The sequence below is a fragment of the Klebsiella sp. Lac1 genome (genome assembly GCF_009825425.1).
Taxonomy (GTDB): Bacteria; Pseudomonadota; Gammaproteobacteria; order Enterobacterales; family Enterobacteriaceae; genus Klebsiella; species Klebsiella electrica.
This window is the reverse complement of sequence record NZ_VJZJ01000001.1, coordinates 1,458,899-1,472,687: the sequence shown is the minus strand read 5'-3', so window position 1 is coordinate 1,472,687 and position 13,789 is coordinate 1,458,899. Positions and strand designations below refer to the sequence as shown.

Annotated in this window: 10 protein-coding genes; 3 read left to right on the top strand and 7 right to left on the bottom strand. The window is 59.4% G+C overall.

Annotated features, from left to right (window positions below):
* Positions 1–234 precede the first annotated feature (234 nt).
* Positions 235–1,509: a Glu/Leu/Phe/Val family dehydrogenase gene (locus FNY10_RS06975; RefSeq protein ID WP_131048992.1), complete on the top strand. Its 1,275-nt coding sequence runs from the start codon at positions 235–237 to the stop codon at positions 1,507–1,509.
* Positions 1,510–1,801: 292 nt separating this feature from the next.
* Positions 1,802–2,461, top strand: coding sequence for an O-methyltransferase (locus tag FNY10_RS06970; protein WP_160703459.1), 660 nt, complete (start codon positions 1,802–1,804; stop codon positions 2,459–2,461).
* A gap of 179 nt (positions 2,462–2,640) precedes the next feature.
* Here the strand turns inward: FNY10_RS06970 and hrpA are convergent, their stop codons facing one another.
* Entirely contained in the window at positions 2,641–6,543 is a 3,903-nt protein-coding gene (gene hrpA, locus FNY10_RS06965) for an ATP-dependent RNA helicase HrpA (RefSeq protein ID WP_160703460.1), read from the bottom strand.
* 201 nt (positions 6,544–6,744) lie between these two features.
* Between hrpA and azoR the strand changes: the two genes are divergently transcribed.
* Positions 6,745–7,350 (top strand): FMN-dependent NADH-azoreductase, encoded by a 606-nt coding sequence (azoR, locus tag FNY10_RS06960; protein WP_131048989.1) that lies wholly within the window; start codon positions 6,745–6,747, stop codon positions 7,348–7,350.
* Between the two features lie 111 nt (positions 7,351–7,461).
* Here the strand turns inward: azoR and paaY are convergent, their stop codons facing one another.
* The 6 genes from paaY to paaH form a co-directional block, all read right to left on the bottom strand.
* Positions 7,462–8,058, bottom strand: a complete 597-nt coding sequence (gene paaY / locus FNY10_RS06955; protein WP_131048988.1) for a phenylacetic acid degradation protein PaaY — start codon at positions 8,056–8,058, stop codon at positions 7,462–7,464.
* A gap of 9 nt (positions 8,059–8,067) precedes the next feature.
* Entirely contained in the window at positions 8,068–8,994 is a 927-nt protein-coding gene (gene paaX, locus FNY10_RS06950) for a phenylacetic acid degradation operon negative regulatory protein PaaX (protein ID WP_160703461.1), read from the bottom strand.
* Positions 8,995–9,384: 390 nt separating this feature from the next.
* Positions 9,385–10,701: a phenylacetate--CoA ligase PaaK gene (gene paaK, locus FNY10_RS06945; RefSeq protein WP_160703462.1), complete on the bottom strand. Its 1,317-nt coding sequence runs from the start codon at positions 10,699–10,701 to the stop codon at positions 9,385–9,387.
* A gap of 26 nt (positions 10,702–10,727) precedes the next feature.
* Positions 10,728–11,933 (bottom strand): 3-oxoadipyl-CoA thiolase, encoded by a 1,206-nt coding sequence (pcaF, locus tag FNY10_RS06940; RefSeq protein WP_160703464.1) that lies wholly within the window; start codon positions 11,931–11,933, stop codon positions 10,728–10,730.
* The gene (paaI, locus tag FNY10_RS06935; RefSeq protein WP_160703466.1) at positions 11,933–12,355 is read right to left on the bottom strand and encodes a hydroxyphenylacetyl-CoA thioesterase PaaI; all 423 of its coding nucleotides are present in this window, start codon (positions 12,353–12,355) and stop codon (positions 11,933–11,935) included. The genes pcaF and paaI overlap by 1 nt, the downstream gene beginning before the upstream one ends.
* Positions 12,345–13,787, bottom strand: coding sequence for a 3-hydroxyacyl-CoA dehydrogenase PaaH (gene paaH, locus FNY10_RS06930; RefSeq protein ID WP_160703468.1), 1,443 nt, complete (start codon positions 13,785–13,787; stop codon positions 12,345–12,347). Before paaH ends, paaI begins: the two co-directional genes overlap by 11 nt.
* Between the last annotated feature and the right edge of the window lie 2 nt (positions 13,788–13,789).

The following is a 13,789-nucleotide window of genomic DNA, read 5'->3' as shown; positions in this document are numbered from 1 at the left end:
ATTTTATCATTCACTATATAGCATAAATATGCATATAAATGCACAACATGAGCGCATTTTTCGCTGCGTAGTTATGCACTCAAAAAAACCAAATTTCTAACAAAAATTTAAAATTCGCAATGGCCGTCAAATACCGGTTTATAAAATTGGTGATAACATTCATTGCACAGAGTTTACTGCTGTACCTCTTCCACGGTTTCACACGCCATAAATAACATTAAGAACAGGACTCTTATGGAAAAGTTATCTTACGCATCTGAAAGTCATACATCTCCATGGACAACCTACCTGCGCCAGATCGACCGCGTCGCGCCTTATCTGGGCGATCTCGCTTACTGGGTGGAAACCCTGCGTCACCCCAAACGCGCGCTGATTGTCGACATTCCGGTGCAGATGGATGATGGCACTATCCGTCACTTTGAAGGTTATCGCGTTCAGCACAATCTATCGCGCGGACCGGGTAAAGGTGGTGTTCGCTACCATCCGGACGTTGACCTGAACGAAGTGATGGCACTTTCTGCCTGGATGACCATCAAGTGCGCCGCGGTCAATATTCCTTACGGCGGGGCTAAAGGCGGCGTGCGCGTCGACCCGTTCAGCCTGTCAGAGGGCGAACTGGAACGTCTGACCCGCCGCTATACCAGCGAAATCGGTCTGATCATCGGGCCGCAGAAAGATATCCCGGCCCCGGACGTCGGTACCAACGGTAAAGTGATGGCGTGGATGATGGATACTTACTCCATGAACCATGGCACCACCATTACCGGCGTGGTAACCGGCAAGCCGATTCACCTCGGCGGTTCGCTGGGACGTGAAAAAGCGACCGGTCGCGGCGTCTTTATTACCGGCCGTGAAGTCGCCGGTCGTTGTGGCGTTGAAATTGAGGGCGCGAAAGTGGCGCTGCAAGGTTTCGGTAACGTTGGTAGTGAAGCCGCACGTCTGTTCGCCGAAGCGGGCGCGCGTATCGTGGTGATTCAGGACCACACCGCCACCCTGTATAACGAAGGGGGCATTGATATGGCTGCCCTGACCGCATGGCAGGCTGAGAAGAAGCAAATTGCCGGTTTCCCGGGTGCCCATGAAATTGATAAAGAGGCCTTCTGGACCACCCGGATGGACATTCTGATCCCCGCCGCGCTGGAAGGCCAGATCACGCGCGAGCGCGCAGAAAAACTGACCTGTAAACTGGTGCTGGAAGGGGCGAACGGCCCGACCTATCCGGAAGCGGATGATGTCCTTGCCGAACGCGGCGTCGTCGTGGTTCCGGACGTTGTCTGCAACGCTGGCGGCGTGACCGTCAGCTACTTCGAATGGGTCCAGGACATGGCGAGCTTCTTCTGGAGCGAGGAGGAGATTAACGCCAAAATGGACCGCATCATGACGGACGCTATCATCCACGTCTGCGAGAAGGCCGCTGACAAAGCGTGCTCACTGCGTACCGCAGCCTATATCGTCGCCTGTGAACGCATCCTGATGGCGCGTAAAGATCGCGGTATCTATCCGGGTTAAGATGCAGCGACCACCGCCCGGGCGATGGCCCGGGCTTTTTTTGCCCGTGCGCCCGGGCATTCCACTGGCCTCCCTCTGCCCGGTAATCCGCTACGCTTATGGAGCCTGGGCGACAGCATTCTTGCGTCGTTCCTCAACCGCCAATGCCTGGGTGGATATCTCGACACCTGGCGCCACGCAAATGAGCGTCGTGCAGGTGAAAAACAATCTGCAGCAGGCGCAGATGGATTGATACCGGTTGCAGGGAGGCGGCTGGTCTGACTCATCAGGGATGTAACGCGGGAAATCGCTTATGCAACAAAAATGGTCTGCCGTTGACAGTTATCTGGTTGATACTTTAATTCCCCACGATCCGCTGCTCGCACAGGTGCTGGCGAACAATCAGCGCGCCGGGCTACCCGCTCACGACGTCGCCGCCAACCAGGGGCAGTTTCTGGCGCTGCTGGTGCGCATGGTACGGGCGCAACGGGTGCTGGAAATCGGCACGCTCGGTGCATATAGCTCCATCTGGATGGCCCGTGAGCTGCCGGAAGATGGCGAGCTGCTGACCCTGGAAGCCGATGCGCATCATGCCGCGGTGGCGAGGGAAAATCTGCGCCTGGCGGGCGTCGACGATCGGGTCACACTGCGGGAAGGCCCCGCGCTGCAATCACTGGAAGCTCTCGGCGATCGCCCCGCTTTCGACATGATTTTCATCGACGCCGATAAACCCAGTAATCCCGACTATTTGCGCTGGGCCTTGCGCTATTCCCGACCGGGAACATTGATTATCGGCGATAACGTGGTGCGCGACGGCGAGGTGGTGAACCCGCACAGCGAGGACGACCGCGTGCAGGGTGTACGACGCTTTATCGAGATGATGGCCCGCGATCCGCGCCTGACGGTCACGGCGCTGCAAACGGTAGGCAGCAAAGGCTGGGATGGTTTTACCCTGGCGTGGGTGAATGCATAGACGACAGAGGATCCCCCGGGAAACCCCACAGGACGGATAAGGCAACGCCGCCATCCGGCTATCTCCGCAGGACTGCCCGATGGCGCTGCGCTTATCGGGCCTACAAACGTCGTGCAGGCCGTTCACGACCGGGGGAACCCCGGGAAACCCGCAGGCCGGATCAGGCAACGCCGCCGGGATCAGGGGACTATCTGCTCCATCGCCTGTAGTACCCGCTTGTCGGAAATGGGATACGGCGTACCGAGTTGCTGGGCGAAGAAGCTGACGCGCAGCTCCTCAATCATCCAGCGAATCTCCTGCACATCCGCATCCCCACGACGTCCCGGCGGCAGCTTATTCAGCCACTGCTGCCAGGCCTGCTGGATGCTCTCCACTTTCAGCATCTGCGCCCGGTCGCGGTGCGGATCGATGGCCATTTTCTCCAGCCGTTTTTCAATCGCCTGCAGATAGCGCAGGGTATCCCCCAGCCGACGGAAACCGTTGCCGGTGACGAAACCGCGATAGACCAGCCCGCCCATCTGCGCTTTGATATCCGACAGCCCCAACGCCATGCTCATGTCAACGCGCCCTTTCAGCCGCTTATTGATGTTGAACACCGCGGTCAGAATCTGTTCGACCTGTTTGGCTATCTCCACCACCGTTTCGTTCAGTTCGGCGCGCACTTTTTCATGCAGCGCGGCAAACGCCTCTTCGCTCCACACCGGGCCGCCTGCTTCATCAATCAGCTTATCGACGCCGCAGGAGATACAGTCATCAATCAGATCCAGCACTTTGCCGTAAGGGTTAAAATAGAGCCCCAGCTTGGCTTTATTCGGCAACTTCTCATGCAGATACTTAATCGGCGACGGGATATTCAGCAGCAGCAAACGGCGCAGCCCCTGCCACATCGCCTGCTGCTGCTCCAGCGGATTATCAAACAGCTTAATCGCCACGCTGTCACGTTCATCCACCAGCGCCGGCCAGGCTTTCACCTGATAGTTGCCGCGTTTTTGCTCGTAGCTCTCCGGCAGTTGACCAAAACTCCAGATATGCAGCCCGCTCTGCTCGATGCCATCGTCGGCAACCGCAGAAAGCGTCTCCTGCACTTTGCCCTTCAACGCCTCTTTGAGATCCGCTAGCGAGCGCCCTTCCGCCAGCTTTTTGTTCTTGTCATCCACCACCCGGAAGGTGATTTTCAGATGATCGGGCACCTGTTCCCACTGCCAGGCCTCGCGGTCAATGGTCACGCCGCTCATTCGCCGCAGCTCGCGCTCCAGCGAATCCAGCAGCGGCAGCGCCAGCGGCGTCGCGCGGCCTAAAAATGCCTCGGCGTAGTTCGGCGCCGGTACAAAGTTACGCCGTACCGGTTTCGGCAGCGATTTAATCAGCGCGATAACCAGCTCGCGGCGCAGGCCGGGGATCTGCCACTCAAACCCGGCCTCTTCCACCTGGTTGAGCAACGGCAGCGGAATATGTACCGTCACCCCGTCCGCATCGGCGCCCGGTTCAAACTGATAGGTCAACCGCAGCTTCAGGTTGCCCTGATGCCAGAAGTTCGGATAGTCGAGCTTACTGACCTGCTCCGCCCCCTCTTTGATCAACATACTCTTTTCGAAGTTGAGCAGATCCGGCGTTTCGCGGCTGGCCGCTTTCCACCACTTATCGAAGTGGCGCGCGGAGATCACATCGTGGCTGATGCGCTGGTCGTAGAACTCAAACAGCGTTTCGTCATCGACGAGAATGTCGCGGCGGCGCGATTTGTGCTCCAGCTCTTCGATTTCCGTACGCAGCCTGAGGTTGTCGCGCAAGAAGGCATGACGCGTCTGCCAGTCCCCTTCCACCAGCGCGTGGCGGATAAACAGCTCACGGCACAGCGCCGGGTCTATCTGGCTATAGTTCACTTTACGCGCGGCGACGATCGGCAGACCGTAGACGGTCACTTTTTCCGTCGCCATCACCGCCCCCTGCGCCCGCTCCCAGTGCGGTTCGCTGTAGGAGCGTTTAAGCAGATGCTGCGCCACCGGCTCGATCCATTCCGGATCGATGCGCGCGGCAATCCGTCCCCACAGGCGGCTGGTCTCCACCAGTTCGGCGACCATCGTCCACTTCGGTGGCTTCTTGAACAAACCGGAGCCCGGAAAGATAGAGAAACGCGCATTGCGCGCGCCGGTAAACTCCTGCTTATCGTTATCTTTCATCCCGATGTGCGACAGCAGACCGGTCAGCAGCGCGGTATGAATTTCGCGATACTCCGCCGGTTCGCTGTTAATCGGCAGCCCCAGCTCTTTCACCACCTGGCGCAGCTGGGTGTAGATATCCTGCCATTCGCGCACTCGCAGATAGTTGAGAAAATCGGTGCGGCACTGGCGACGGAACTGGTTCGAGGAGAGCGCCTTTTGCTGCTCGCCGAGGTAGTTCCACAGGTTAACAAACGCGAGGAAGTCGGACTCTTTATCATGGAAGCGGCGATGCTTCTCATCGGAGGCCTGCTGTTTGTCCATCGGGCGTTCACGCGGGTCCTGAATGGAGAGCGCCGAGGTGATGATCATCGCTTCACGCACGCAGCCATGCTGTTGCGCTTCCAGTACCATCCGCGCCAGGCGTGGGTCCACCGGCAGCTGGCTGAGCTGACGGCCCATCGGTGTCAGCTTATAGGCGGTCTGCTGCTCGTCGGTGGTAATCGCCCCGAGCTCCTCAAGCAGGCGCACGCCGTCCTGGATATTGCGCTTATCCGGCGCCTCAACGAACGGGAAAGCGGCGATATCGCCCAGCCCGAGGGCGGTCATTTGCAGAATAACCGACGCCAGGTTGGTGCGCAGAATTTCCGGGTCGGTAAATTCCGGGCGCGAGAGGAAATCGTCTTCCGAATAGAGACGAATACAGATCCCTTCGGAAACACGACCGCAGCGCCCTTTACGCTGGTTAGCGGAGGCCTGCGACACCGGTTCAATCGGCAGCCGCTGCACTTTGGTACGGTAGCTGTAGCGGCTGATGCGCGCGGTACCGGGGTCGATAACATACTTAATGCCCGGCACGGTCAACGAGGTTTCGGCGACGTTGGTCGCCAGCACGATCCGCCGCCCGCTGTGGGACTGGAAGACGCGATTCTGCTCGCTGTTCGATAAGCGCGCATACAGCGGCAGCACTTCGGTATGGCGCAAATTAAGCTTATTGAGCGCATCGGCGGTATCGCGGATTTCCCGCTCGCCGCTCATAAAGATCAGAATGTCGCCGGGGCTTTCACGCCCCAGCTCATCAACGGCATCGAAAATTGCCTGCAGCTGATCGCGTTCGCTGTCGTCGGCCTCTTCAACGATTGGCCGATAGCGCACTTCCACCGGATAAGTCCGCCCGGACACCTCGATAATCGGCGCATTGTTAAAGTGGCGCGAAAAGCGTTCCGGGTCGATGGTCGCCGAGGTGATAATAATTTTCAGGTCCGGGCGACGCGGCAGCAGCTCGCGCAGATAGCCGAGCAGGAAGTCGATGTTGAGGCTACGTTCGTGCGCTTCATCGATGATGATGGTGTCGTACTGCATCAACAGCCGATCCTGCTGGATTTCCGCCAGCAGAATACCGTCGGTCATCAGCTTGACCATGGTGTTGTCGCTAACGTGGTCGCTAAAACGGACCTTATAGCCGATGCAGCCGCCCGGCTCGCTTTGCAGCTCTTCGGCAATACGGTTGGCGACGGTGCGCGCCGCCAGTCGACGCGGCTGCGTGTGGCCAATCAGCCCTTTCACCCCGCGCCCCAGCTCCATGCAGATTTTCGGCAGCTGGGTGGTTTTACCGGAGCCGGTCTCCCCCGCCACAATCACCACCTGATGGTCGCGAACCGCCTGCAAAATCTCATCTTTTTTCTGGCTGACCGGCAAATTTTCCGGGTAGGTAATCGTCGGGCGCGATGCTTCACGCAGCAGGACTCTCCCTGCGGCTTGTTCGATCTCTTGCGCCATCTCCTGAAGAATGGCCTGCTGGGATTCAGGATTTTTAACCTTCTTCACGCCATGCAGGCGACGGGAGAAGCGTGACTTGTCGCGCAGCATCAGGCCATCAAGCTGTTGGAATAGCAGAGAGAAGGTGAACTTTTGTTGTTCTGTCATAGCGTTATCGGGCAGCGCACTGCCGGGAAAAATCTCTTTTGATGTATTGCTGTATATTATCACATCTGCGAATCGCATGCCTTGTTCAAAGAAATTGAATACAGAGTTCGATTTATTGCGCTTTCTCTGTGGCATGATTGTGAATAAAGTGTCAACAAGCACCAGGGCATCGACCCGTCAACCTCATATAAGGAAACACCCATGAGCAAAGTATTAGTACTGAAATCCAGTATTCTGGCAGGGTACTCACAATCCGGTCAGCTGTCCGACTATTTTGTTGAACAATGGCGTGAACAGCACGCTGAAGACGTGATCACCGTGCGTGACCTGGCCGCCAATCCGATTCCGGTACTGGATGGTGAACTGGTTGGCGCACTGCGTCCGAGCGACACGCCGCTGACTCCGCGCCAGCAGGAAGCGCTGACGCTGTCTGACGAACTGATTGCTGAACTGCAGGCAAACGATGTGATTGTTATCGCGGCGCCGATGTATAACTTCAACATCCCGACCCAGCTGAAAAACTACTTCGACCTGGTGGCTCGCGCCGGTGTGACCTTCCGCTACACCGAAAAAGGACCGGAAGGTCTGGTGACCGGTAAACGTGCGGTCGTACTGACCAGCCGTGGCGGTATCCATAAAGATACCCCGACCGACCTGGTCACGCCGTACCTGTCTACCTTCCTCGGCTTCATCGGTATCACCGATGTGAACTTTGTCTTCGCAGAAGGCATTGCTTACGGCCCGGAAGTCGCAGCCAAAGCACAGTCCGATGCCAAAGCGGCCATCGACAGCGTGGTTGCCGCGTAATATAGATTGCCACTCCCACCGCCCGGTGGGAGTGTCTTCTCTCCGTCACCCACCTTACGCGATGCCTCGTAAAATCAGCAGCCCAATCTGCCTGTAAACCCTCAAACGGATTCAGGATGATGATTTCGGCCGCAGGTTTTCATCAAACTCCAGCCGTTTTCTCTGCGGCTCCACCTCTTTCAGCGGCTCCACCTGACGCAGCGTCTGCTGGCAGCGTTCAACCAGCACCTGATACTCCCGCGTCCCCTGCTTTTTCCATGCGATCTCCTGCTCGCTCAGGGTGCGGATCGCTTTGGCCGGGCTGCCGACAATCAGATGGTTGGCCGGCATCTCGGCTTTCGCCTTCACAAACGCCGATGCGCCAACAATGCTGTTTTCGCCGATGGTCGCGCCGTCGATAATCACCGCGCTCATCCCCACCAGCGCGTTGCGGCCAATGACGCAACCGTGAAGAATCGCCCCGTGGCCAATATGTCCGTCCTCTTCCACCACCGTATCCTGACCGGGGAAGCCGTGCATCACGCAGTTATCCTGAATGTTAGCACCGTCTTTCACCACAATGCGACCAAAGTCGCCGCGCAGGCTGGCATTGGGGCCAATGTACACGCCTTTCCCGAGGATCACATCGCCAATCAGTACCGCCGTGGGATGCACATAGCTTTCATCCGGTACCACCGGGGTCATACCGTCAATCTGATAAATCGGCATCAAGCCTCCTTAGGCGCCTGGCAAGCCGCCAAAACGCTGATAATAGAGCGGCCCCGGTGCAGGCAGTTCCCCCACCGAGCTTTCGCCTTTTTCGCCGACGAAGATCAGCGCGCCCGGCGCCACCCGCTGGTAAATATTGATGCACAGCTGGCGCGCGGTTTGTCCGGCCCAGTGCGCAGGCAGGAGCTCCTCCGGCAACAGCGGATCTTTGAGTACCACACGGCGATAGAAATGGATCAGCAGCAGCTGGATCTGGAAGCAACGTTGCGGCGTTAACTCATCGGCGTCCGCATCGCGCAGCAGCGGCAGCAGCGGGCGAAACAGGGCAATAAAGGCGTCGTACATCGTGTTCTGCTCGGTCAAATGCCAGCACTCTTCAACGCGGGCGCGCAGCGCCGCCCGGGAGAGCGCCAGTGGCGAGTGGGCGGCAAAACAGATCACGTTTTCCGCCACGCCCGCTTCGTGCAGCAGAGATTGCACGTCCGCCAGCTTCTGCGATGGCGAAGCCAGCAGGCTCGGCGCCAGCGCGCCAAATCCCTGCCACAGCAGCTGTTTTTTGACTTCCGCCAGAGTGCTCTTCTCCAGCCCTTCCGACAGCAGCAGCAGCCAGGTCCCGTCCCATTCCGGCGCGCTGGCGCGGTAGATTTTATGCTCCGCTCGCCGCGTCAGACGCAGTCCTTTGTCACTCAGACGATAGAAACTGCGGCGGCCGATGCGCACCACATCCAGCCACTCCTCTTTGTTCAGCCGGAACAGCGCCGTGCGCACGAACCGTTCGCCAAAGCCCAGCCCTTCCAGCAGCGCGGCCACGCTGCCGAGCCACACTTCGCCACCGCGTTGTAGCAATGAATCGCCGTACAGCGAGGCAATCAGCGAAGTACCGCTGATGGGCATCGCTTCGACCGCCTGTTGAATAAAAGTATCGAGTTTACTCATCTGATTCATTCTGTTGTTATTGTTGTCCTTTCTGAATCATAGCACAGGGAAATCCTGAGGCGGTGCGCGCACCTGTCCGTGCCAGTCAATGCACTGCCGCCTTCCCCGGCTTGCGGCGTGAACGCCTTAGCCGGGCTGCAGGCCCCAGACCGCGCGGACGGTAGCCCGGACAAGGCGCTTCAGGCGCCGCCTCCGGGGAAAAATGCGGCGCGAGGGGGCAGAGTGTCTAATCCACTGCCGTCACTCCCCGTCTTGCGGCGTGAACGCCTTAGCCGGGCTACAAGTGTACCTTAGCCGGGTAGCAGGCGTGCCTTAGCCGGGTTGCAGGCCCCAGACCGCGCGGACGGTAGCCCGGACAAGGCGCCTCAGGCGCCGCCTCCGGGGGAAAGATTAACCGTTGGCGACGATTTTGCGCCGGTCGGAGACGCGGCAGGCCTTGCCTTCCGAGCGAGGGATACTGCCGCAGTTGACGATGCTGATGTCGGTCGAGATCCCGACCATCGACTTAATACGGTGGCGCAGCTGATGGCAGATCTGGCAGCGCTGTTCATGACTCAGCGACAAACTGCTCTCTTTTAGCTCAACGCGCACCGAAAGTGAATCAAGATGGCCGCGGCGATTGACTTCCAGCTGATAGTGCGGCGACAGATGCTCGACTTTAAGGATCTCCTCTTCCAGCTGCGACGGGAAGACGTTTACCCCGCGAATAATCAGCATATCGTCGCTGCGCCCGCTGATGCGATCCATCCGGCGCATGGTGCGCGCGGTACCCGGCAGCAGGCGGGTCAGATCGCGGGTACGGTAGCGAATCACCGGCAGCGCCTCTTTGGTCAGCGTGGTAAACAGCAGCTCGCCATGTTCGCCATCCGCCAGCGGCGTACCGTCGTTGGGGTTAACCACTTCCGGGAAGAAGTGATCTTCCCAAATGGTCGGGCCGTCGGCGGTTTCCAGACACTCCATCGCCACCCCCGGTCCCATCACTTCCGACAGGCCGTAAATATCCAGCGCCGAGATCCCCAGGCGACGCTCAATCTCCGCCCGCATCGCCAGCGTCCACGGCTCGGCGCCGAAGACCCCGACCCGCAGCGAGCAGCCGCTGGCGTCGCCGCCCATCTGGCGTTCCAGCTCTTCAATCAGATTCAGGCAGTAGGACGGCGTGACCATGATCATGTCCGGCTGAAAATCGCGGATCAGCTGCGCCTGTTTTTCCGTCTGGCCGCCGGACATCGGGATCACCGTGGCCCCCAGCCGCTCTGCGCCGTAGTGGGCGCCGAGACCGCCGGTGAACAGGCCGTAACCGTAGGCGACATGAATTTTATCTTTTGCCGTACCGCCCGCCGCGCGCAGGGAGCGGGCAACGATGTTGGCCCAGGTGTCGATATCATTTTGCGTATAGCCCACCACCGTCGGTTTGCCGGTGGTACCGGAAGAGGCGTGAATACGCACAATTTGTTCCATCGGGACCGCAAAGGTATCAAACGGATAGTTATCGCGCAGATCCTGTTTGGTGGTGCACGGGAACTTGCTCAGGTCGCTCAGTTCGCGAAAATCGTCAGGATGGACGCCCGCCGCAGCAAATTTACGCCGGTACATCGGCACATTGTCATAGGCATGTTTCAGCGTCCATTTCAGGCGCCGGGTTTGCAAAGCGTGTAATTCGTCACGAGAAGCAGTTTCAATCGGATCTAATTTTGTATTAGTTATCATTTTAGGGTACTCGCAGGTAAAATCGCTCACACTCGCTCAAGGATCATGGCAATGCCCTGACCCACGCCAATACACATCGTACACAGCGCATAGCGCCCGTTCCGTCGCTGCAGCTCAAGGCTGGCGCTCAATGCCAGCCGCGCGCCGCTCATTCCTAAGGGATGACCTAAGGCGATAGCGCCGCCGTTGGGGTTAACATGCTCCGCATCGTCCGCCAGCCCCAACTGCCTGAGCACGCCCAGGGCCTGCGCAGCAAAGGCTTCGTTCAGTTCGATAACATCCATATCGTTAATATTCAGCCCGGCGCGCTCCAGCACTTTGCGTACCGCCGGCACCGGCCCCAGCCCCATAAACTTTGGCTCCACGCCCGCGGTCGCCATCGCCACAATTCGCGCTCGCGGGGTTAACCCCTGCGCCCGCGCCTGCCGTTCGTTGGCGATAATTAGCGCGGCGGCGCCATCGTTCACCCCGGAGGCGTTTCCGGCGGTGACCACGCCGCCTTTGCGAAAGGGCGTCTTTAACCCCGCCAGCTGTTCGAGGGTGGTCTCGGCACGCGGATGTTCATCCTCGCCAACCGCGCTCTGCGCCCCTTTCTTGCCAATAATCTGTACCGGCACGATTTCCTGCGCCAGAATCCCCGCCCGCTGCGCTTTCGCCGTCCGCTGCTGGCTGCGAAAAGCGAAGGCATCCTGATCGGCCCGGCTGACATTTAACAATTCAGCTACATTCTCTGCCGTTTCCGGCATACTGTCAGTGCCAAATTGTTGCTGCATGAGCGGGTTCACAAAACGCCAGCCGATGGTGGTATCAAACAGCTCTGCCTGACGCTGGAACGGCGCGCTGGCTTTGCCCATCACAAACGGCGCCCGCGACATCGATTCCACGCCGCCGGCAATCATCAGATCCGCCTCCCCGGCTTTGATGGCGCGCGCAGCAAAACCGATCGCATCCAGCCCGGAACCGCACAGCCGGTTGATGGTGGTGCCGGAAACGCTCTGCGGGTAGCCCGCCAACAGCGTCGCCATATGCGCCACGTTGCGGTTATCTTCCCCGGCCTGGTTCGCGCAGCCGAAAATCACATCATCGATAGCCGATGGATCGAGACCCGGATTACGGCTCAGCAACTCTCGCAGCGGAATGGCGGCTAAATCATCGGCGCGGACGCTGGCCAGCGCCCCACCGTAACGACCAATCGGTGTACGAATCCCATCACAGATAAAGGCGTCACGCATCAGACTTCTCCCGTTATTGTGCCGCCGATGCGGTGCGATTTGCCGCGAAACAGGGCCACAATCTTGTGTTGTTGATTAACGATTTCAATGTCGTAGACGCCGGCCAGTTTCCCCTGCTGCTTGACTCTTGCCGTGGCGACCAGTCGGTCGCCGGCAAAGGCCGGACGCAGGAAGTCGATACTGGCGGCAGAAGCCACCGCCGCCAGCCCCTGACTGTTGCAGGCGTAGGCAAACGCGGTGTCGGCCAGCGAAAACAGCTGCCCGCCGTGACAGGTCTGATGGCCGTTAAGCATGGCTGGCGAGACGGTCATGCTCATCTGCGCATAGCCGTCATCCATTTCAATCATCTCGATGCCCAGGGTTCTGGCACAGGTATCTTTTTCGTACATCGCGCGCGCGTTGCGCCAGGCCTCATTGCTCATTACGCTTCTCCACCAGCGCCTTCTGGCGCAGTAAGGAACCGGGGCGATAACGCTCTTCGCCATAGTGCTGTTGCAGGTTCTCCAGCAGGCGCAGCACGCGCTGCCAGCCTAAAGATTCGCCCCACGCCAGCGGGCCATGCGGATAGTTGACGCCCAGGCGCATCGCGGTATCGATATCTTCCGGGCTGGCGACCCCTTTTTGCACCGCGTCGAGGGCTTCATTAATCAGCATGGCGAGGGTGCGCCAGACCAGCAGGCCGGGATAATCGGCAATCAGCAGCACTTTTTTGCCCTGCTGCTGGAAATAGCGCACCGCTTTATCGGTCGCCGACGGCGGGTTTGTCGCTGCGGTCGCCAGAACCACGGTGTCACCCGCGCAATAGTCATACACCACCACCGGGCAGCCATACCGCACGCTCAACGCCTGGGCGGTTTCACCCTCCGTTTCCAGCAGTCGTACGTCGTCCAGCGCGATCGCCACCCTGTCAGTGACACTGTCACCTGTCGTACAAACGGTTTTGGCACTGCGAGTCTCAGCCACGGCGGGCAGCGCCGGTACGGATGCGCTCTCAATGGGCCAGCGATAGACGCCCTGGCCGCTCTTCTTACCCAGACGCCCGGCCAGCGCCAGCTCCTGCTGCACCAGCGACGGCAGAAAACGGCGCTCCTGCCAGAAGGCGTTAAAGACCGAACAGGTCACGGCGAAGTTGACGTCCTGACCAATCAGGTCGGTCAGCGCCAGCGGCCCCATCGGGAAACCGCCGCCGTCGCGCAATGCGGCATCAATCACCGCCGCGGGAGCCACCTGCTCCTCCAGCGCCCGCCACGCTTCGGCATAAAACGGCCGCGCCACGCGGTTGACGATAAAGCCCGGCGTCGAGCGGCAGCGTACCGGCTGTTTTCCCCATGCCGTCACGCACCGACACAGCTGTTCAACCACTTCCGGCGATGTCGCCAGGCCGCTGACCACCTCCACCAGTTTCATCACCGGCGCGGGGTTAAAGAAGTGCAGCCCGGCCACCCGTTCAGGGTGCTTAACATCGGCGGCAATGGCGGTAATCGAGATCGATGAGGTATTGCTGGTCAGCAGCGTTGACGGGGAGCAGATCGTCGCTAACTGGCTGAAAAGCGCTTTTTTGACATCCGGGCGCTCTGACGCCGCTTCAATCACCAGCCAGGCATCGGACAGCGCGGAAAGCTCCGTCACCGGCACAATCCGGGCGGTCAGCGCAGCCGCCTGGTCCGCCGTCAGCTTGCCACGCGCCACGCGGGCGGCCAGACGCTGACCCATACCTTCCACCGCGCGGGTTAACGCCTCGGCGGCAATATCGTAGAGCAGAACCGGATGTCCGGCCGCAGCGGCCACTTCCGCAATGCCTGCCCCCATGGTGCCCGCGCCGATCACGGCGACGGTTTGCAGTGTTTGGCTCATGG

Coding starts and splice junctions, on each gene's coding strand:
- FNY10_RS06975 (WP_131048992.1), top strand. CDS start 235: ATGGAAAAGTTATCTTACGCATCTGAAAGTCATACATCTCCATGGACA.
- FNY10_RS06970 (WP_160703459.1), top strand. CDS start 1,802: ATGCAACAAAAATGGTCTGCCGTTGACAGTTATCTGGTTGATACTTTA.
- hrpA (WP_160703460.1), bottom strand. CDS start 6,543: ATGACAGAACAACAAAAGTTCACCTTCTCTCTGCTATTCCAACAGCTT.
- azoR (WP_131048989.1), top strand. CDS start 6,745: ATGAGCAAAGTATTAGTACTGAAATCCAGTATTCTGGCAGGGTACTCA.
- paaY (WP_131048988.1), bottom strand. CDS start 8,058: ATGCCGATTTATCAGATTGACGGTATGACCCCGGTGGTACCGGATGAA.
- paaX (WP_160703461.1), bottom strand. CDS start 8,994: ATGAGTAAACTCGATACTTTTATTCAACAGGCGGTCGAAGCGATGCCC.
- paaK (WP_160703462.1), bottom strand. CDS start 10,701: ATGATAACTAATACAAAATTAGATCCGATTGAAACTGCTTCTCGTGAC.
- pcaF (WP_160703464.1), bottom strand. CDS start 11,933: ATGCGTGACGCCTTTATCTGTGATGGGATTCGTACACCGATTGGTCGT.
- paaI (WP_160703466.1), bottom strand. CDS start 12,355: ATGAGCAATGAGGCCTGGCGCAACGCGCGCGCGATGTACGAAAAAGAT.
- paaH (WP_160703468.1), bottom strand. CDS start 13,787: ATGAGCCAAACACTGCAAACCGTCGCCGTGATCGGCGCGGGCACCATG.